The organism is Paenibacillus sp. V4I7 (assembly GCF_030817275.1).
Taxonomy (GTDB): domain Bacteria; phylum Bacillota; class Bacilli; order Paenibacillales; family NBRC-103111; genus Paenibacillus_E.
In genome coordinates this window covers 4053640-4074193 of the sequence record NZ_JAUSZD010000002.1, presented here as the reverse complement: position 1 = coordinate 4074193, position 20554 = coordinate 4053640, and the positions used below count along the sequence as shown (strand labels likewise).

At 44.9% G+C, this 20554-nt stretch carries 19 protein-coding genes and 1 pseudogene; 16 read left to right on the top strand and 4 right to left on the bottom strand.

Annotation, left to right across the window (positions count from 1 at the left end):
* The first annotated feature begins 90 nt into the window (after window positions 1-90).
* The 7 genes from QFZ80_RS20010 to QFZ80_RS19980 all read left to right on the top strand — a co-directional run bounded on the left by QFZ80_RS20010 (window position 91) and on the right by QFZ80_RS19980 (window position 8919).
* On the top strand, window positions 91-1860 hold the full coding sequence (locus tag QFZ80_RS20010) for a cache domain-containing sensor histidine kinase (RefSeq protein ID WP_307554851.1): 1770 nt from the start codon (window positions 91-93) through the stop codon (window positions 1858-1860).
* A 6-nt stretch (window positions 1861-1866) separates the two neighbouring features.
* Window positions 1867-3420, top strand: coding sequence for a response regulator (locus tag QFZ80_RS20005; RefSeq protein ID WP_307554853.1), 1554 nt, complete (start codon window positions 1867-1869; stop codon window positions 3418-3420).
* 115 nt (window positions 3421-3535) lie between these two features.
* Window positions 3536-4864 (top strand): ABC transporter substrate-binding protein, encoded by a 1329-nt coding sequence (locus QFZ80_RS20000; RefSeq protein ID WP_307554855.1) that lies wholly within the window; start codon window positions 3536-3538, stop codon window positions 4862-4864.
* A gap of 98 nt (window positions 4865-4962) precedes the next feature.
* Entirely contained in the window at window positions 4963-5850 is an 888-nt protein-coding gene (locus QFZ80_RS19995; RefSeq protein ID WP_307554857.1) for a carbohydrate ABC transporter permease, read from the top strand.
* Window positions 5851-5862: 12 nt separating this feature from the next.
* Complete coding sequence (locus QFZ80_RS19990; protein WP_307554860.1) at window positions 5863-6708, top strand: carbohydrate ABC transporter permease; 846 nt, start codon at window positions 5863-5865, stop codon at window positions 6706-6708.
* Between the two features lie 54 nt (window positions 6709-6762).
* Window positions 6763-7788, top strand: a complete 1026-nt coding sequence (locus QFZ80_RS19985) for a glycoside hydrolase family 88/105 protein (RefSeq protein WP_307554863.1) — start codon at window positions 6763-6765, stop codon at window positions 7786-7788.
* A 12-nt stretch (window positions 7789-7800) separates the two neighbouring features.
* Window positions 7801-8919 (top strand): rhamnogalacturonan acetylesterase, encoded by a 1119-nt coding sequence (locus QFZ80_RS19980; protein WP_307554866.1) that lies wholly within the window; start codon window positions 7801-7803, stop codon window positions 8917-8919.
* 248 nt (window positions 8920-9167) lie between these two features.
* Here QFZ80_RS19980 and QFZ80_RS19975 read toward each other — a convergent pair whose 3' ends face one another.
* Window positions 9168-11429, bottom strand: a complete 2262-nt coding sequence (locus tag QFZ80_RS19975) for a carbohydrate-binding protein (protein WP_307560638.1) — start codon at window positions 11427-11429, stop codon at window positions 9168-9170.
* Window positions 11430-11619: 190 nt separating this feature from the next.
* Between QFZ80_RS19975 and galU the strand changes: the two genes are divergently transcribed.
* The 4 genes from galU (at window position 11620) to QFZ80_RS19955 (ending at window position 14504) form a co-directional block, all read left to right on the top strand.
* Window positions 11620-12492 (top strand): UTP--glucose-1-phosphate uridylyltransferase GalU, encoded by an 873-nt coding sequence (galU, locus tag QFZ80_RS19970; RefSeq protein ID WP_307554871.1) that lies wholly within the window; start codon window positions 11620-11622, stop codon window positions 12490-12492.
* Window positions 12493-12498: 6 nt separating this feature from the next.
* Window positions 12499-13467 (top strand): glycosyltransferase, encoded by a 969-nt coding sequence (locus tag QFZ80_RS19965; RefSeq protein WP_307560636.1) that lies wholly within the window; start codon window positions 12499-12501, stop codon window positions 13465-13467.
* Between the two features lie 111 nt (window positions 13468-13578).
* A complete protein-coding gene (locus tag QFZ80_RS19960; protein WP_307554874.1) occupies window positions 13579-14337 on the top strand; it encodes a C1 family peptidase in 759 nt (252 codons plus the stop codon).
* Between the two features lie 26 nt (window positions 14338-14363).
* The gene (locus tag QFZ80_RS19955) at window positions 14364-14504 is read left to right on the top strand and encodes an N-acetylmuramoyl-L-alanine amidase (RefSeq protein ID WP_307554876.1); all 141 of its coding nucleotides are present in this window, start codon (window positions 14364-14366) and stop codon (window positions 14502-14504) included.
* Window positions 14505-14669: 165 nt separating this feature from the next.
* On the opposite strand, the gene QFZ80_RS19950 is transcribed toward QFZ80_RS19955, so the two are convergent.
* The 3 genes from QFZ80_RS19950 to QFZ80_RS19940 form a co-directional block, all read right to left on the bottom strand.
* The gene (locus QFZ80_RS19950) at window positions 14670-14876 is read right to left on the bottom strand and encodes a DUF1657 domain-containing protein (protein ID WP_307554878.1); all 207 of its coding nucleotides are present in this window, start codon (window positions 14874-14876) and stop codon (window positions 14670-14672) included.
* Between the two features lie 164 nt (window positions 14877-15040).
* On the bottom strand, window positions 15041-16048 hold the full coding sequence (locus QFZ80_RS19945) for a LacI family DNA-binding transcriptional regulator (RefSeq protein ID WP_307560633.1): 1008 nt from the start codon (window positions 16046-16048) through the stop codon (window positions 15041-15043).
* 51 nt (window positions 16049-16099) lie between these two features.
* On the bottom strand, window positions 16100-16933 hold the full coding sequence (locus QFZ80_RS19940) for a phytanoyl-CoA dioxygenase family protein (protein WP_307560631.1): 834 nt from the start codon (window positions 16931-16933) through the stop codon (window positions 16100-16102).
* A gap of 253 nt (window positions 16934-17186) precedes the next feature.
* On the opposite strand from QFZ80_RS19940, the gene QFZ80_RS19935 reads away from it, so the two are divergent.
* The 5 genes and pseudogenes from QFZ80_RS19935 (at window position 17187) to QFZ80_RS19915 (ending at window position 20288) form a co-directional block, all read left to right on the top strand.
* Window positions 17187-18035, top strand: a complete 849-nt coding sequence (locus QFZ80_RS19935; RefSeq protein ID WP_307556094.1) for a DUF421 domain-containing protein — start codon at window positions 17187-17189, stop codon at window positions 18033-18035.
* Between the two features lie 27 nt (window positions 18036-18062).
* Window positions 18063-18537 (top strand): annotated as a pseudogene (spoVAC, locus tag QFZ80_RS19930) (stage V sporulation protein AC).
* A gap of 4 nt (window positions 18538-18541) precedes the next feature.
* On the top strand, window positions 18542-19561 hold the full coding sequence (spoVAD, locus tag QFZ80_RS19925; RefSeq protein WP_307554886.1) for a stage V sporulation protein AD: 1020 nt from the start codon (window positions 18542-18544) through the stop codon (window positions 19559-19561).
* A complete protein-coding gene (spoVAE, locus tag QFZ80_RS19920) occupies window positions 19558-19908 on the top strand; it encodes a stage V sporulation protein AE (protein WP_307554888.1) in 351 nt (116 codons plus the stop codon). Before spoVAD ends, spoVAE begins: the two co-directional genes overlap by 4 nt.
* Before the next feature lie 269 nt (window positions 19909-20177).
* Complete coding sequence (locus tag QFZ80_RS19915) at window positions 20178-20288, top strand: YjcZ family sporulation protein (protein ID WP_307554890.1); 111 nt, start codon at window positions 20178-20180, stop codon at window positions 20286-20288.
* Window positions 20289-20554 lie beyond the last annotated feature (266 nt).

The window sequence follows — 20554 nt, the reverse complement described above, 5'->3', positions numbered from 1 at the left end:
TTTTGTTATCCTTAAAGGGAATTGGAACATCCATCACGAAGACTCTCTCCAACATGAACCTTATTCAGCGAAGAAAAGTGGTGACGTTGCATGAAATCAGGCATAAGCAAGTGGTTTAATGAAATACGCAATCTGCGTATTAAAGCGAAGTTGTTTCTGCTCATTACAATATCTATGGCTGTCAGTTCTTGCATCTCATTGGTGGGGCTCCAGATTGCCTATTCCATTTATGATCAGCAAATTTATGAGAAATCATCTCAAGTTCTGAATCTATCATCCACCTTGATAGAGAACGAGTTAAATAAAGTGGAACGATTGACCTTTAGTATCATGTCGGATGAACAAATCCAGCAAAATTTGATCGTGATGAACGCGGATGAATCCGATTACAATCGTATCCAATCACGTGCCAAGCTTGTGGATCGGCTTGTGCAATACATTAATTCTGAGACGTATATCATTGCAGCAGATATAACCGATGTGAAGGGAAGCAGCTATTCCAGCGGAAATTTGACGACGCTCTCATCAGAGCGGAGAGACCTTATCCAAACGACGGCTGACCAAGGCAATGGCACTCTGGGGTGGGTGAACCCGGATGCGCAGGATTATAGTTTAATTGCTGCCAGACAAATTCGTTCCTTCGAAAAATTGGAGCTTAACAAGCTGGGCACCCTGGTGCTGCATGTGAATTTAGACAAAATTGTTAACCAATACGCAAGAGAAGCCGTAACAAGGGACGGCGAACTCGTCATTGTATCAGACAGGAATTTAGTATACCCGCGAGCAGCTAGTATGAAATCCTTGCTTAGTGAGGGCAATCCAGCGGAGTCGGCATCCAAGGGTTTTCGCATTATGGAACAGGACGGAGAGAAATATTTCGTTTCCCATATTCACTCTGATTATTTGGGCTGGACGTATTACAACACGCTGCCCTTCCAAACCATCTTTTATCATATAATTTTGATGAAAAACTGGATGATTGCCGCATTCCTGCTTAGCTTTTTCCTCCTTGTCGGATTTGGGATGACAGTGGCAAGAAGCGTAACACGGCCGATAGAAGGCTTAATTACCAACATGCGCGGCCTGCAAATTAGTGATCTAGAGAGGTCCGAACTGCCAACGCTCGCACCATTATCACAGCAGATGGATGAGGTAGGCTTGCTGCAGCGTACGTATCGCATGATGCTAGTGCGTATTCAAGAGCTGATCAAAGAGAACTACACGAAACAGTTGATCATCAAAGAAACTGAATTTCGTTCCCTGCAGGCGCAGATTAATCCGCATTTTCTGTACAATACGCTTGAATCAATCAACTGGATCTCCAAGATGAATGGACAGAAGCAAGTGTCCCAAATGGTTGAATCCCTCGGTTATTTGCTCCGTTCGTCGATTAGCCTAAAGCAGGATATCATCTCTGTGGAAGATGAACTTCGGCTTGTGCAGCATTATATTACGATTCAAAGGGTCAGATTTGAGGAACGGCTTGATTTTAGACTCGATGTTCCGGAACTAATAAGAAGCAATAGTATACCGAAACTGACGCTGCAGCCGCTTTTGGAAAATGCGATTAAATATGCGGTAGAAGTCATGCTAGAACCATGTGTCATCCAAATTATCGGTCGAGAAGAAGGCGAATACATTTTGCTCATCGTGGAAGATAATGGACCCGGTATTGATGAAACCTATTTAGAGCAGATCCTGACAGGAGAACGTAAATCCAGAGGGACAGGTATCGGTCTGAAAAATATTGATGAACGGATCAAGCTGTCCTTTGGCGATGTGTTCGGCATCCAAGTTGATAATCGCGTGGACGGCGGTGCTCGCATTACAGTCCGTATTCCTAATACGAAAAGAGGGTAATTGTTTATGTATAAAGTGCTGTTAGTTGATGATGAACGGATGATTCTGGAGGGTATTTCTTCCATTGTGGACTGGCATTCGGTGGATACACAGTTAGTTGGAACAGCGCGAAATGGTGTTGAAGCCTACGCCTTCGTGTGTGAACATGCACCCGACATCATTATTAGTGATATTCGTATGCCTGGTATGGATGGACTCCAGCTTGTGGCCCGAGTAAAAGAAACCCATCCGCACATCCGGTTCATTATGCTTTCAGGATTCGATGAATTCGAATATGCCCAAATCGCCATGCAGTATGGGGTGAAGCATTATTTATTAAAGCCATGCAACGAGAACAGCATTCTGAAGGCTTTAAGCGAAATTGCTGCAGAATATAAGCAGGAAGAGAGCAAGGAAAGCTTTATTCAGTCGATGAAGGCGAATTTGCGGAAGGTACTGCCCCATGTGAAGGAACAGTTTCTGAAGGAGTTCGTGACGAACAAGTCGTATGGAAGCCGGGATTGGGATTATTATCAGGATTTATTTGGGCTGCAGGTCAGCGGGAAGAAAGTGCGCTTATTGCTTTTCCGTCTGGAAGACAAGTTCGAATATGAGCATCTTTTTGCCGTGAAAAATATTGCTGAGGATATTCTCGATGAAACTCTGCTAAGCTCAACCATTGCGGAACAAATTCTGATTATGATTGAGGATCAGGAAGATATGGAGCGATTACAGGAGCAAATCAAAGAGATAAGGCGCATTTTTATGCTATATTACAAAATTGATACGACTGTCGCCTTAAGTGAATCAGGAGACATCGTAGAGGCGAGACGCCTTTATTTGCAAGCGCTTGATTGTTTGGGCCATCGCTTTTATCTCGGTGAAGGCGGGCTGATTACGATGCGAGATATTTTGGATTCCACCCTTCTGAGCAAAGCTGATTTCGTCTATGACGAAGACCGGATTCTGTTCCCGATACGGGCGGGCAATTGGGAGGAAGCAGAAGTGAGCATTGATGCGTTTCACGATCAACTAGCAAATTCCCGACTCGATATTCAGACGACCAAGTCGTATGTCATTCAAATATTTATTTCCATGACGCGACTATGTGCGGAAGAGCAAATGAATCATTACATGGGGCTGATCAGTCAAATATCTCAACTGGAAACCCTGCAAGCGAGCATCCATTTGCTGAAGCAAATCGCATCCGAAATCACGCTTATTAACTTTGAACAAAATAAAAATAAACATTCGCAAGTCGTTCAAAAGGTTATTGATATTGTTAATTCGGAGCTAGCCAACGCTGAACTTTCTCTCAATTGGGTAGCTCACCAGATGCTGTATATGAACCCGGATTACCTGGGGAAATTGTTCAAGAAAGAAACGGGTGAACGTTTCTCTAACTATGTGGTTACTGTAAGGATTAAGAAAGCAATGGAGATTATTAGACATCATGATGATGTTAAAATGTTCGAACTAGCGGAACAGCTTGGTTTTGGCGACAATCCGCAATACTTCTCTCAAGTGTTTAAAAAGATCGCAGGCTGCGCTCCTTCCGAGTATAAGAAGTTGACGCTATAATCTTGTTTTCACTGTTTTTTGAACATTTATCGCGGTAAATTAGATTCAACTTTCGCTCTTCCAAGCTGATAATAAGAAGTGTGGAGCGCAGGTGACTCATAGGGGGAAGCTAACTATGAAACGCATACCAATACCAGTCCTGCTCCTAGTCATGTTGCTGTTTACCATAATCGGATGCAGCTCGAGTCAGCAATCAGCGAATGGGGGAACTGGGTCATCAAGAACGATAGAAACGGCGAAAAGTGAAAGCAAGCATGACGTTAAGCTTCGAATCGCGTGGTGGGGCGGTCAAGCCAGACATGACTACACCTTGAAGCTGATAGAGATGTACCAACAGCAGAATCCTGGCGTGAAGATCGATACGGAATATGCCGGCTTCGATGATTATTGGAAAAAGCTGGCACCGCAAGCCGCGGCCAACCAACTACCGGATATTATCCAGATGGATATTTCGTACTTAAATCAATACAGTTCGAAGAATCAGCTGGAAGATTTAGATGAGCTTACGAGTAACGGAACGCTAGATGTTCGTTCAGCCTCACCGGAAACGATAGACGCTGGACGAATTGGCGGCAAGCTTTACGGCATTACTCTTGGGGTGAATGCGATGGGAGCGACCTTCGATGCAGCGCTGCTGAAGCAGGCCGGTATTGCTTCGATTCCTGTGAACTGGACTTGGTCTGATCTGGAGCAAATCGCCAAGCGAATGAAAGGACAAGGCAAAGTGCTTGATCATATGCGATTCGATCAGTTCTTTCCTTACTACTTGCGTACGCATAATCAGCACTATTTTAGCTCGGATGGTACGAGTCTTGGTTATAGCGATCCCCAATATTTTATAGATTACTTCACGATGTATCTCAAATGGTACGATGCCGGCTACATGCGGAACTGGGATAAAGAGTCTTTAACCAAATTGACACCGGAGGAGAATCCGGTTGCCCTCGGCGATGGGTTCATGACGATGGCGTGGTCGAATCAATTCATAACTCTGCAGGAGGCCTCTAACAAGTCATTGAACATGATAGGGATGCCAGGTCCAAATGGGAAGCAAGGACTTTATTTGAAGCCGACGATGCTGTTCTCAATTTCGAAAAGCTCAAAGCAGAAAACGGAAGCAGCTAAATTTATTTCTTGGTTTATTAATGATTTGGAAGCAAATAAACTCATACATGGAGACCGCGGGATTCCGATTTCGGCTGCCGTTAAGGAAGGTTTGAAACCCCTACTAACAGAGGCAGATCAGAAAGTCTATGACTACGTCGCTTGGGCGCAGTTGAACAGCAGTGCCATGGATCCGCCAGATCCGCCAGGGGCTGCAGAAGTAAGCAAGCTGCTTCGGGATATGCAAGAACAAATCTTGTATAGGAAGCTCTCAGTGGAGGAAGCCGCAGCCAAATTCATGAACGATGCCAACGCGGTTCTCGCCAAAAATAAGAAGTAAGAATTTTTTGAAAAGCTTTACAAAGGGGTTAAAGGGTAGCTTCATGCAAGCTGCCCTCCCAAATAAATAGAAATTGACGAATGTAAGGGAGTGGAACTATGAAACTACGTGAAAATGATCACATAGTCGGTTATGTGTTTATATCACCATTCATCTTGGGTTTTCTGATCTTCACGCTGTTTCCGATGTTTTCATCGCTGTACTTTTCATTTACCGAGTACGATTTGCTATCGGCTCCAAGATGGGTGGGACTTTCCAATTACGAGAAAATGTTCACGGATGACGACAAAATCATGGATTCCATCCGAGTGACACTAACTTATGTGCTTACGTCTGTCCCATCCAGACTCATTATCGCTCTGCTCGTTGCCATGCTGTTGAATCGCGCGGTTAAAGGGATTGGGTTATACCGAGCCACGTATTACTTACCATCCTTGATTGGCGGCAGCGTCGCAGTCTCCATCATGTGGCGTCAGATTTTCGGAGATAAAGGACTAATCAATGCTTTCCTAGATACAATTGGCATCCATACCACTATATCCTGGATTGGCTACCCAGCTACAGCACTTGGTACTTTAGTTCTGTTATCGGTTTGGCAATTCGGTTCCTCCATGTTGATATTCCTTGCCGGACTAAAGAATATTCCTGGTACCTATTATGAGGCAGCCAGTGTAGATGGCGCAGGACCCATTCGCAAGTTTTTTCATATTACCTTGCCTTTGTTAAGTCCGATCATTCTCTTTAATTTAATCCTGCAAACGATATCAGGCTTCTTAACCTTTACTCCGGCCTACATCATTTCCAATGGGGAGGGCGGGCCGCTGAACAATACCTTGCTGTATTCACTTTACTTATTCCATCGAGCATTCGTCTTCTTCGAAATGGGTTACGCTTCGGCCATGGCTTGGTTCATGCTGATCCTGATCGGACTCATCACCTTAGTGATTTTTAAAACATCGAAATATTGGGTTCATTACGAAAGCTAGGAGGGGTAAACAATGGTTTTACGAGCGAAAAATGTCAAGACAGTGCTATATCATCTCATCGTATGTATCATCGCAGTAACTGCGATTTATCCGATCCTATGGCTGGTCGCGAGCTCACTGAAGCCGAATGATGAAATTTACACAACGGCTACCAGTCTGATCCCAAGTCGGCTCGAGTGGAACAATTATGTGTCGGGCTGGAAAGGGTTTGCAGGCAATACGTTTGCTACATTCATGAAAAATTCGTTCATTATTGTTATTCTTTCGACGATAGGTGCGGTGGTTTCCTCCGCTTTGGTAGGTTATGGATTTGCCCGGATTCGTTTTGCTGGAAGCAAATTCTGGTTTTCGGCTGTTATGCTTACTTTGCTGCTTCCTCATGACGTAACGATTATTTCTCAATATGTTTTATTTGCCAAAATAGGCTGGTTATCCAGTTTTAAACCGATTATCGTCCCGCAGTTTTTTGGGATTCCATTCTTTATCTTCTTGATCATGCAGTTTATTCGTACGATTCCGCCAGAATTGGATGAAGCCGCGAAAATGGACGGCTGCAGCAAGTACAGCATCTTTTACAAAATTATTGTACCTTTAATTGTTCCGGCACTCGTGACGTCGGCGATCTTCTCCTTCTATTGGAGATGGGATGATTTCTATACACCACTGCTTTATTTGAACAATCCGAGTCAATATCCGGTTTCCTTAGCATTGAAGCTTTTCTTGGATAGCGAGTCGTTGAATAACTGGGGTGGCATGTTTGCCATGTCGACGTTATCACTTGTCCCGATTTTCGTTGTTTTCATCATATTCCAGAAGTACATTGTTGACGGAATTTCGACGAGCGGTTTGAAAGGATAAGAAGAGATGATTACGAACACAGAAAATAGCCAACTACAGGGAGGAAATGAAGAGATGCCAGCCTTACAATTTGATCCAGATGAAATTCGCAAAGTGATTGACCGTGTTGTCCATAGAACGTTCCGAATGGACTTTAATTGGGATTGGCCGGGCGGCGTAGCCTTCTATGGCGTAACCGAAGCCTATGAAGCGACGGGCAAGGAGGAATATCTGCAACTGCTGAAAGATTGGATCGATGAGAAGCTGGAGGATGGCTTGCCTAAGCTGTCCGTTAACGGGATCTCAATTGGACACTCCTTGCTGACACTGTACAAAGAAACCGGTGAAGATCGGTATATCGAAATTGCTTCACAAATGGCTGAATTCCTTCAGCATGAGGCGGAGCGTTTCGGAGAAGGCATATTCCAGCATACGGTGAACTCGGAAACCTATAACTTTCCGCAGCAGGCATGGGTGGACACCATGTTCATGGCAGGCTACTTCCTCTTGCGGATCGGTTCTGTGCTAAAGCGTGACGATTATTTTGAAGATGGGTTGAAGCAATATCACGGTCACGAGAATTATTTGCAAGATATGACAACTAATCTGTACTATCACGGCTGGGATCATCTAGCACAAAATCATATGTCCGGTATATTCTGGGCACGTGGCAATGCATGGGCAGCAATTACGATGGCTCGTGCGCTGAGACTGGTGCATGTGACGCATCCTTCTTTTATGATTCTCGAGGGCTCGCTGCGTGATCAATTGAGCGCACTTGTCCGCTTGCAAGATGAGAGTGGACTGTGGCATACCGTATTGACAGACAAAGCTGCTTATTTGGAAACAAGCGGTTCTGCTGGTATCGCGGCGGCGCTTATCAGTTCAGGTCCTCTCTACAACAAATATACGAACAAATCCATTCAAGGTATACTTTCACGCATCACGGAAGATGGGACAGTCACTCATGTTTCAGCTGGAACAGCGGTAATGAGAGATATTGACGGTTACAAAGGGGTTCCCTACAAACGGATTCAAGGCTGGGGACAGGGGTTAGGGCTTACTTTCTTAGCATCCTTGCTTAATCGCAAAGACTGGTAGGAGGTAACGTTGATGAGCGTACACTTCAGGTTCGATTTCGGTCCAGAAGAGAGTTCAAGCTGTACAAAAGAAGGGTACACGAGAATTAGCGGTCAAACGTATTACAATGAGAAAATGGGCTATGGCTTTCTGGATGGTTCAACGGTGTTTGAGCGAGATCGAGGGCGTCCCGCGGCGCTCCGTCAAGATTTTTGCATTCCGGTTGGTGCTGTCTTTATTGTGGACGTGCCGAATGGCAGCTATACGGTTCAGACACTCATGGGGGACCTTATAACGTCAACTTGTACGGGATTGAAGGCGGGGCCAGGAAGACTTGTATTGACCGATGTTCTGACAGCATCAGGAGAGTTTGTTACTAGCAGCTTTACCGTTCATGTGGCAGACGGACAGTTGAGACTTACTTTCTCTGGTGTGGCCCCGAGAATTAATGCATTAGAAATTACCTCGGCACCGCAAGCGGCAAACTTGTATATCGTCGGTGATTCCACCGTTACCGATCAACCGCAGGATGGTTATCCGTACACGGGTTGGGGACAAATGCTGCCGCTTTTCATTAAAGCGGACGCCGCTGTAGCCAACTATGCGGTATCAGGCCGCAGCTCCAAAAGCTTTTTGGAGGAAGGACGCCTGGCACCCATCCTTGACCAGATGAATGCGAATGACTGCCTGTTCATTCAGTTTGGACATAACGATCAGAAGCTGGATGCAGAGCGGGCTACATCCCCTTTTACAACGTATAAAGAGCATTTGAACATCTACATACAAGAGGCAAGATTGCGGGGAGCGGCCCCGATTCTAGTAACGCCAGTTCAGCGAAGATTTTTTGACAGTGCCGGTAAAATCATAGATACGCATGGTGACTATATTACCGCGATGAAGCAGCTTGCAGAGGAAGAAAACGTTCCCTTGATAGATTTGGCAGAAGAGAGCAGGCAATTGTTTGAAGCACTAGGTCCGGAAGAAACGAAAGCAATATTCATGTGGGCGTGGCCGGGTGAGTTCCCTAACTTCCCCAAAGGCGCAGAGGATAATACACATTTTCAGGAAAGAGGCGGTATTGCCATCGCCAAGCTGGTCGTAGATAGCATAAAGAAGCAAAATATCCAGCCGCTTATGCGTTATCTTCGTTAGTAATTGGCTGTCTATAGAAACCCAAACCCCAGCCATGCGATAAATATCACAATAGGCTGGGGATTTGTTTTGGGGCAAATAGGGGAGGATTGACCATCCTAATCCTATATATGGCCTGAGACGATGTTTTTCTACTCAGGCTACAATACAAGCCACTCCACAGTTTTGGCTTACGTTAGGCTCGGCATCCGAGCTTAACGCAGAACAAACGAAGACCTGGCTAAACAGCCAGGTCCATTTTGAATCAATCAGTCCATCTTCTCAATCGAAACTTGATCGATTTGCAAAGAAGTTAACCCCGGTGAATCCACATAGAAGCCGATATCCAAGCTGCCATTCGTTACGTTAACAGTGGCTTGAACGCGTTGATACCCTTTGGTCGGACTAATGTTCTTGTATATGGTCTTTGCACCATGCTCACTAAGCTCCATCCGGACTGTTGTCGGTTTGTTTCCATATAACGTCTCTTTAACCCATGCGCTAACGGTATAGGATCCATTCGGAAGTCCAGTTAATTTCTGATGAATGCTTTGCTTATAGGCTTTGGTGTCCCAGAAATAGAGCTTGTATTTACCTTTATACGCATCGTAGGAATCAACACCGTACTTTGCGGTCTGACCTGCTGGATGCCATTCCGACCATCCTCGAATGTCACCGCTTTCAAAATCCCCATTTTGCACGAGCGAAGAGTCAATGTTGGCTAACCGATTCTTGTCGAGCACAAGACCATCCAAATGAATCTCACCCGTATCTGAGGCTGTACGCTCTAAGGTGATCAGGTTCACACCCTTTTTCAAATGAATGCGATCATTCTGATTCATCCATGTATTCCAAGCTGAAGTCGAACCGAACGTGACTGCCCGCGATGGTTGAACCACAACTCCCTTCTCATCGGTTGCGCTTACATGAAGAGTGCTGTTCATCCCTGAAGCATTTGCATAACGATAGGAGAGCGCATAGACACCTTCTTCAGCTGCTTGGACTGCATAGACAATTTTAGCCCCCGTCAATCCCAACCCATCGACAAAACCAAATCCTTGATAACCCGCATAGTTATTATTAAAATGCGTACCGCCCATCCAAGTAGCAACCTCAGCAGCATAACTCGCTTTCGTGCCTTCCGGTTCGATTTTCACAACTTTTGATGCATGTTTCACAAGGGTCGGGCTGTAGGCAGTAAGTTTGCCAAGGCTAGTTCCTGTCCAGAGCTCGGTTGTATCCGCTGATTGAGTCAGTCCCAAATCTTTCAAATAATTGACCGAACGAGTGGCTGTCCCATCTGATCGATTAAATAACCCGACAACCCAGCTGCCATCTGGTAATTGTCCAAGCCATTTTTCTGAGTTCCTTGCCCCTGGATCGCTGCTAAATGAATGCCCATTATTATAGTAAGGTTTGCCTACGAACCCTTGATTATGGAGCGCAAGCATGTTCTTGTTTTTGTAAAAGCTTCCGAAATTGCCAATCGTGGAATGCTGATCCGTGATCGCTATGGGTGAACCCGCCATGGTGAATAATTGAATGATGCTTTTGCGTTCTTCATCTGTTTTAAAGGTATTCATGCGGATGAAATCCCCATCCAGAATCATATTGGAACCGCGGCCAGCGATGTCGGAAAATCCAGTAAATCCTTGGAACGGATTGGCCCACTGCGACCAGCTGTTCACCCAATTTTGACGTTGACCGCTTAAGTTTTCCCAACCGCCATGGGCGAGATCCTCATTGATTCGGACCATATCACCATACGGCAGTTCGCCAGCAGCATGATTGTTCAAATGAGGCATTACGAGACTTAGTTCCATATCATCGCCGGCTGCTTCCTGCATCCACTTTAAAGCCGTCTGATAGTTCTCTGAGCCATGATTAACCCCAATCGTCTTGCCTTTATCTGTTCCGGTTTCATACCAAGACAAAAAATCAATTCGCAGGTAGGGAACACCTAGCTGTTTGAAGTAATTCACGTACCCTTGAATATACGCCTTGGCGCCGGGTTTCGTAACATCTACCCAATACAAATCATCATTAAATTTATCTGCGGAACTGGCAATCTCACTAATTTTGTAGTTCGTTCCGACGATTGTTTTCGTTGGATCTGCCGCGGCACTCCGCGTTACCCACAACGGGTTATAGTAAACACCGAGCTTCATGCCTTTATTTTGAATGTAGGTTGACCAATAAGCCCAGTCATGCTGCCAGTTATCATTGTGAGACAAAATGTAACCGTTCTCATTTGTGCGTTGAGCACCTTCAATCCAGCCATCGGAGGCTATCATGTCATAGCCCGATGCTTTGTAATCGCTTGCAATCCAATCAATGTTTTTCTTCCATTCTGCCTCGTTCATAGGTGCATTATTTGTGTATTGATATTCATAAGTGCTCCAATAGAGGGGCCCTGTTCCATCTCTAGTAAATTGACTTTCCCTGGCTTCCGTCGTCTGAGTCCCTAAGTTCAGCAAGAATAAGAGACTGGCGCAACCAAGCAGCGCTTTCGTGAATGATGTCATTGTCATGGTGGTTGCTCCTTTCTGTTAGTTGATCATGTTCACACCCTCATCATAACTGAAAGTTTGCCGAGTACCTATGACCTGTTTTAACCAGTACATTTTGAGTGAAAAAGATACATGTCCGTGGCATTCCAAAGTGGTTTGCATACTTTGAACATAAAGCTTATTAATTACTACTTGAGAGATGGTGATATGTTTGAAGATTCGAAAAGCGGTCATACCTGCAGCAGGTTTGGGTACGCGATTCCTACCGGCGACCAAAGCTCTCCCAAAGGAAATGCTGCCTATCATAGATAAACCAACCATTCAATTTATCGTAGAAGAAGCGGTAGCTTCAGGCATTGAAGACATCATCATCGTGACAGGGAAAGGGAAGAAAGCGATCGAAGATCATTTCGATACTGCCTTTGAATTGGAGAGCTATCTTAGAGAGCGTGAAAAGTTTGATCTTCTTGGGGTTGTGCAGGAGGCAACCCAGCTAGCTAACCTTCATTATATTCGCCAAACCGAGCCGTTCGGACTAGGACATGCTATTTGGTGCGCCCGCGCTTTTGTTCAAAATGAACCCTTTGCCGTGTTATTGGGTGATACGTTTTTTGATGCCGAAACGCCTGCACTGGCGCAATTAATCCATTACTATAATCGATATCATAGGTCCATTATTGGTGTTCAGGAAGTAGAGGATCAACTCGTTTCGGATTACGGAATTGTAGATGCAAAAGTCCTGCACGAAGGTATTCATAGTGTCATAGACCTTATTGAGAAACCAGTTCTTCCAATGTCGCCGTCAAATTTGGCCATGCTGGGTCGTTACATTTTGACACCTCAGATTTTCGAAGTATTGGCCACTCAAAAGGCCGGCGTAGGTAAAGAAATTCAATTGACGGACGCATTGATTACGCTAAACAAAATCGAAGCCATGTATGCCTGTGAGATAAAGGGGCAATGGCATGATATTGGAAATCATAGAGGATTTATTACATCGATTCTTTCTGAAGCGAACAAGAGAGCCAATCTGAGGCCATGGCTTCGCGAGCACATAGAGAATATGTTAAGAGAAACGGAGTGATAGGGGATGAAACGTCTTCACATTGTGCAGGTGATTTCTAACTTTCCAGATGCACAGAAACTGCCACCAACGAACCAGGGAGGAACGGAGAAAGTTGTGCATGAATTGACAGAAAACCTTGTGCAAAGAGGACATCAAGTGACCGTATTTGCAACACAAGGAAGTCGAACTAGTGCTAACCTTATTCCATTTCCAAAGGGTCTTCGTGACCAAGGAATAGCAAGGTATGTTTTGAGTAAAATGCCGCGGGATGTTGACGTTATTCATGATCATACGTTCAGTTCTGCACTTGGGCGGAGCAAGCATACTTTTCCTACGGTGTGTACCTTGCATCTCCCTGTAAAACAGCATGTGAAACATCCTGTATATGTTTCCAAACGTGCTAGGCAGGTGATGGGCAAAAATCGTGGGTATTATGTTTATAATGGACTTAACCCAAGCGAATATGAGTTCAGTGACAAAAAGCGCAGTTTTATGGTATTTATGGGACGAATTCTGAGAGAGAAGGGTGTCCTACTCGCCATTGAGATTGCTGAGAAAACGAATAAAAAACTAATCATTGCTGGGCCAATAAAAGATAAAGCATTGTTTCGTAATGAAATTGCTCCTCGTATCCGAAGGAATCCCAATATCCATTATGTAGGACCCGTTGGAGGCAAAAAGAAACAGAAGCTGCTTAAATATGCAAGCTGTTTGCTGTTTCCAACCCTGTGGGAAGAGCCCTTCGGACTTGTCATGATTGAGGCCATGGCCTGCGGTACACCCGTAATCGCCTTGAAACATGGTGCGGTACCTGAGGTTATGGCGGGATTTCCTCAATTAATCTGCCGTTCCGTTTCTGAGATGGTTGCAAAGGTAAAAGAAGGGAATTATCCGCATCCAGCTGAGCTTCGCCGCTATGTTATTCGTAGATTTACAACGTCCCAAATGACAACAAAGTACTTGAAAATATATCAAAAAGCAATGAAAAAGTAATCTGCAACAAACTGCGCGCATTCCATAGGGATGCGTGCTTTTTGCACGCTGCAGCCTATGGGTGAATATACTGGAATACAATTCTGCTAACACACCGTTGGAGGCTATGGGATGCGTAAATACACGGTTAAACGGGACCAGAGAGATTTTCGGGATTATTTTTACCGAAGCGTCAATTACATCCGGGAATCACAATTGCCCCGCAAAGTAGATTTGCGCAAGGAGCTGTCTCCTATCGTGAATCAGGGGAATCTAGGCTCTTGCACATCAAATGCCATTGTAAGCGGGCTGCGTGAGTATTGGCTTCGTCAAGAACGCGATTCAACGTTAAGGCTATCTCGTCTTTTTCATTATTGGCATGAGCGTAAATTAGAGGGTACGATCAATTGGGACTCGGGAGCTACAGTTCGCGATGGCATGAAGGTTCTGCATAAAATAGGGGTATGCCCGGAAGCCGATTGGCCTTATCGCATAGCCAAATTTAAAGAAAAACCTGATTCTGAGGCCGAAGCTGCAGCAGGAGCCTACCGTATAGAGGGGTATTATCGGATTCATGATTTGGCAGGGATCAAAGCTGCGTTAGCTGATGGGAAGCCTGTCGTCTTCGGAATCTGGCTGTATCAATCTTTCGTAAGTCCAATGGCGGCAAAAACAGGGAGGATCCCTTACCCGAATCGAAAAAAAGAGCAGATGTTAGGCGGGCATGCCTTATTGGCCGTCGGATACAAGGATGGTAAGCAGAAGGGACAGGGAATAGTCATCGTGCGGAATTCATGGGGGAAAGGATGGGGAGACCAAGGCTATTGTTACTTGCCCTATTCCTTTTTCAAAAACAACGTGATGACATTCGATTATTGGACCGGTAAATAAACCGACTTCAGGGAGGTACTGAATCTATGTTAAGTGTGGAAGATGCCAATAAAATCATTGCGTTCTTGTCTGCGGCTTATATGGCAACCGAGGATGCTGACGCTAGAGAAGAATTTCATCGATTGGCCAATGAGCTAAGGAAATCATCTGGGCAACCATTGGAATAAATGGGAATCTCATCCGAAACGAGGGGCGGCTTGAATGCCAAAAGATAAGCTGATACTGCTTATATTAATTCTATTCGTTTTACTTACTCTGATACTCGTCAGTATGTTCTAATGCAAAACCAGCCGTCCGCGAGTGTTCGCAGCCGGCTGGTTTTGGCTTGTTAACTAGAAGCCTTTGTACTGAGGTTCTTCATTTTCTAATTGCTGCACACGGGAGGCAACTTGATTTACGATGTCTTGTGTAGATAAGGCGGCCGCTTCATACAACTGTTTGGCTTCTTGATTTTGCGTGCCAAGAGCAAATGTTTCTAAGCTCGCTTGCGCACTTTTAAGTGAAGCCAGTGTTGTTTTTACTTGAGAAGCTACTGTCATGTTGTGCACCTCTTCTTTAAGATTTTTATAGGATAGCAAGCAAATTGATCGTATTTCAATTGATTGCGATCTTTAATATGCCCTAACTTTTTACCCAGATATACAACAATTAAATCCAATACAGAATTGCTCATAACGGCTATCTGAATCGTACATCTTAATTGCTATATGGATGTGGCATTCAAGGAGTTCTCTACGGTTGAAGCTCTGACTGAAAGCTTGCCTTCCAGTTGTGGTGTCTTCTTATTCTCTCCGTTAATGAGTGATAGCAGAAGTTCTGTCGCCGCTAAACCAACCTCCATCCGAGGATAACAAATAGCTGTCAAAGCTGGCGAGACTTGCGAAGACATTAGAATATCTTCGCACCCGGCCACTGCCAATTGTTGTGGGACAAGAATGCCGGATTCGCGGCAAGCTGCGAGGCAACCAGCCGCCATCAAATCATTTGCTGCTACGATAGCAGTAAAATCAAAACCTTGCGTAAGTGTTGTGGTTAACACTTCGAAAGCTCTCTCAAAGCGGCCGGCGCCTTCGAGAATATATGGCTCCGGCAGTTTCAATCCTTCGTGATGCATAGCTTCGCGGAAAGCCAAGAGCCGATGAGCAATCGGATCCTGCGGATCGCCAGCGGTCATAAATGCAATCTGCTCATGCCCCTGTTCACGAAGATGAACAATTAACCGCCGCATTTCAGCTATCCAATCCACATCAACGACAGGGATGCTCGGCATGGCAACACCTGGATGCATCAGAGACACGATGGGTAGCTCCATCAAGCTGTAAAATGCCTGACTTTCCTCACTGAGCGTTTGGCCGAGCAGAAGAATGCCGTCCACACGCCCCATCAGTGTATTTTTTAATTCTTCTTCACGAGCAGGTTCAAAGGAATGAAAAAACACCGAATAATTGCTGAGTTTAGCTTTTTTCTCAATATATAATAGCAATCCACCCTCGAATGGATTTCCCACGAAATGAACGAGGACAGCAATTTGCCCTGTTTTCCTGGTTTTGAGGCTGCGTGCTGTCTGATTGGGACGATAACCTAGCTCATTGATTACAGCAAGCACTTTTTGTCTGGTTTCTTCTTTGACGATGCTTCGATTATTAAGCACATATGAAACGACAGCTACCGAAACACCAGCCCGGTCTGCGACTTCTTTCCTGGTAATCATAAGGAACTCCCTTTTCTTGTTTCCTCAAGGGTATCATAAATTTGGACAAATCTAAATGTACTCACTTTTGGTTGCAGCACCGCCTAACCATAGCTCTTTAAGCGGGACCATTGACTCCTCCGGTACGTAGAATTTGAAATAGTTTTCACTAATTGCACCAAGCAGTTGACGACGTATTGGATCTGCCGCTTCGAGTAGAGCTGGCGAAGCAGCATGGTAATCGATAGGCCTCATCCAAATCGGGCTATAACCGATAAATAATTGGCGACGTGTGAAATCAGAGCGATTCGGGGAACCGGCATGCCAAAGATTTTGTGCAAATAGGAATACGTCCCCAGGCTTACCGCAAATTTGCATTTCTCCTGGTAAAGGCACATTCACGTCGGTTTGAACGGGGGGGTAATCCGGCCACTTATGACTGCCCGGAATGATTTTCGTATTCCCGCGGTCTATCTCAGACATATCACTCAAAATGTAACAAACTTTAATGTAGTAGGTGGATGTTAATCCGTTAATACTTGGGAATTTGGGAGCTGGTCCATCCTGATGCCAGTTAATGAAGCTGTTGGTCTCCGTCTTGAGATCATCGGGATTTGGTTTGCGCACGGTCAGATGTGAGATATGAAGTTGAATGTTATAACCCATCAAATTAACGATAAGTGGAAGAAGAGTCCGATTGTCCATTAAGGACAAAATAGAGGAGTCTCTTTCTATGCTATTGTAAATGTTGTAGGATAACGACTCTTGCTCATCAGAAAGGATGCCGTCAACGGCTCTATTCAATTCTGCTATCCTTTCTTCCGATAGTACATTGCGAAGCAGTAGGTAACCATCATTTTCAAATTGTCGTGAGAGCTCAGGGATATCCAGGGTCACTGTCGTCATTCTCATCGTCCTCCTTGTATTTTACTCGTGTAAAATAAATTGAAGATAAAATGGAATAAAGAGCATTTTACTCTTTATTCATTTGTTATAAAATGTATTTTACTCGTGTAAATTTAAACTTGCAAGCATATTTTTTCACTTGCTACGTTAACATTTAAATCCAACTCAAATTGATCATACTTGCTGCCTAAATAGTGCATAATGATGTTGTTTCGAGCTTTAGGAGAAGGAGGGAAAGCTTGTGGCGGATTGGATGAATATCGTTGTCAGATCGTTTTTTGCCTTATTCTTTTTGTTTGTACTAACTCGAATTCTTGGCAAAAAACAAATTTCCCAACTTACTTTTTTTGAATATGTTCTTGGAATTACGATTGGTGACTTGGCTGGGACAATTTCCACTGATGTGGATTACAATTTCTGGCACGGGGTCATCGCTATACTCGTTTGGGTTCTCATTCCGTTGACATTGGAGATTCTGACGCTCAAAAGCAAGACGTTACGGCTTTGGTTTGAGGGTAGAGGAACTGTTGTTGTTCAAGATGGCAAAATTCTTGAGAACAATTTAAAAAAAGAACGTTACACTGGCGATGAGCTGCTGGAGCAGCTGCGCACCAAAAGTGTTTTTCGCGTGGCAGATGTTGAGTTTGCTATGCTTGAGGCTAATGGTGATTTAAGTGTTCTGCTCAAAAGTGAACTCCAACCTCTGACACCAAAGCATTTGGGCATAAAACTGAACATTGAGAAACCGACTCAATCCGTTATCATGGATGGTGTCATTCAAGATGAACCTTTGGCAGTAACGGGTAGAGGAAGAGGATGGCTACATACGGAACTGGATAAGCTAGGAGTAACGAAGGAGAATGTGTTCCTCGCACAAGTAGACACGCATGGCGAATTAACGGTTGATCTTTATGATGATAAATTAAAAGTGCCTCAACCAGTTGAAAGGCCTGTATTATTAGCCAATTTGAAGAAATGTGAGGCAGACCTTGAACTTTTTTCATTGACGACTAGCCATCCGCAAGCGAAGAAGATGTACGAGGCATGTTCGGTACAGTTAACGAAGGTCATTCAAGATCTGTATACGATTCTAAGAGCCTAGGGCGTTTGAGGAAGCAGGAGGGAAAACATGGCCAACAACAAGAAGAAAAACTTAACAATGACACAGCAGGAGTATCAGAAACTAGCCAAGAAACAAGAGCCCAAAAGACCCGTTCTAATAAATTGCATGCGAGCCTTTCTCGTTGGAGGGGCAATCTGTTTAATTGGTGAATGCTTCATGCAAATGTTCATCAATTGGTTTGGTTTTACCGAAAAAAACGGCTGGGAATCCAACGGTTGCGGTGTTAATTATCATATCCGTCATACTGACGAGCTTCGGTGTGTACGATAAAATGGCCCAATGGGCTGGGGCGGGAAGCTCCGTTCCTGTAACAGGTTTTGCAAATTCATTATGCTCAGCTGCTATTGAGCACCGAGCGGAAGGACTAGTGCTTGGGGTAGGCGGTAATATGTTCAAGTTAGCTGGCTCGGTTATTGTATTCGGAACCGTCGCTGCCTTTTTTGTAGGTATTGTACATCTTATCATTACGGGTGGAGGTTGACCTTATGCTAAAGGGACATCAGAGCTGGGTCTTTGAGAATCGACCCGTGATACTATCTACGGGGACGGTTGTAGGACCTGATGAAGGTCAAGGGCCAATTAGTGGAGATTTTGATATCGTTCACGGAGATTTGACTGTTGGTCAGAAAACGTGGGAAAAAGCCGAAAAGGCGCTGCTAGAGGAAGCGGCGCAGCGAGCACTTGCAAAGGCCGGGCTTACGGACGGCCAGATACAGTTCTATGTTGGAGGGGATCTGATGAATCAGATCATCTCTAATACCTTTGCTGTGCGCACGCTAAATATACCGTATCTCGGCATATTCGGCGCTTGCTCCACATCGATGGAAGGGCTCGCGCTAGCCGCCCAGCTGGTGGACTCGGGGGCCGCCAACTACGTGATGGCTGGCACCTGCAGCCATAACTGCACAGCGGAGAAGCAGTTCCGCTATCCGACGGAATACGGATCGCAGAAGCCGCCGACAGCTCAATACACAGTCACCGGCGCAGGGGTCGCCGTGCTTGGTAAGACCGGTGACGGCCCCGTCGTCACCTCGGCCACAATCGGACGAATCGTTGATATGGGCATCACGGATCCGTTTAATATGGGCGCTGCGATGGCGCCGGCAGCGGTAGATACCATTCAAACTCACTTCCGAGAATTGAATATTGAGCCTAGTTATTACGATCTAATCGTCACCGGTGATTTGGCAACAGTGGGTGTGAACATTGCGCGCGAACTATTCGATAAGCACAAGTTTCCAATTGATCAAACGACTTATGACGACTGCGGGTTGATCATTTATGATCGCGAGAAGCAGACCGTCCAAGCGGGAGGGAGCGGTTGTGGCTGCTCGGCAACCGTTACTTATGGTCATCTCCTAAAGCGCATTAAGAGTGGCGAATTGAAGCGAATCCTAGTCGTAGCGACCGGAGCTCTACTCTCGCCGCTTTCTTTCCAACAAGGGGAAAGCATCCCTTGCATTGCACATGCTGTTTCAATTGAGTCTGGAGGGTTGTACGCATGAACTTTTTTTGGGCTTTTCTGATTGGTGGAGCCATCTGTGTATTTGGCCAACTTTTGATGGATGTAGGTAAGTTGACGCCCGCTCATACCATGAGTACGCTTGTCGTGCTGGGTGCTATAGCAGACGGCTGTAATTTGTATGATCCGTTCATTGAATTTGCTGGTGCGGGTGCAACTGTCCCGATTACCAGCTTCGGCAACGCACTTGTGCATGGTGCGTTAGAGGAGCTCCATAAGAATGGCTATATAGGGATCATAACCGGTATATTTAAAGTGACCAGCGCTGGGATATCCGCGGCGATCATCTTCTCCTTCATAGCTGCTGTATTTGTCAGACCCAAAGGATAAGATGATTGCTTGAACATGGGCTGTCCCAGGACGGGTGACTTTTCCAGTCACGTTGTCAAACTTCAATAAAAGAGGGCTGCCCTTAAGTAGACTTTTTTTCTACTTTTGGGACAGCCCCTTTTTCGTTAAATCACGCTAACATCATTCAAAAAACAGTGATCATTGATCCTAATCTCAAAACAGGCCTTTACTATCTGATATTTGTCCATACATTTCAAATGCCATTGAAATACAATAGACCATCTGATAACAGAAAGGAGCGAGATAGAATGGGTTATGCTGCAGGAGGTTGTTATAGCGGTGGTGTGGGTACAAGTACGGCTGTAGTCTTGGTTCTCTTTATTCTTTTGGTTATTATTACTATGGCTTTTGCAATCTGATTCGCCGCAATAGGTAATATATTAAATTTGGATCCACAGCACGATGCTGTGGATCTCTTTTTTTTGCTTATCCTCGTTTACCGCTGTGGATGGTTAAATTTAACAAATAAATTTAGAGGATTTACAAGTATACGGACGAAAAACTTTACTGTAAACTAGATTTACGCTCATTTTCCTATCATTTTTGAGGAATATGGACTTATGGAAGTATTTTCACCCTAAATGGCAGCATAAACGCAATATGCCAAGAAAAATGCAGCTAATGC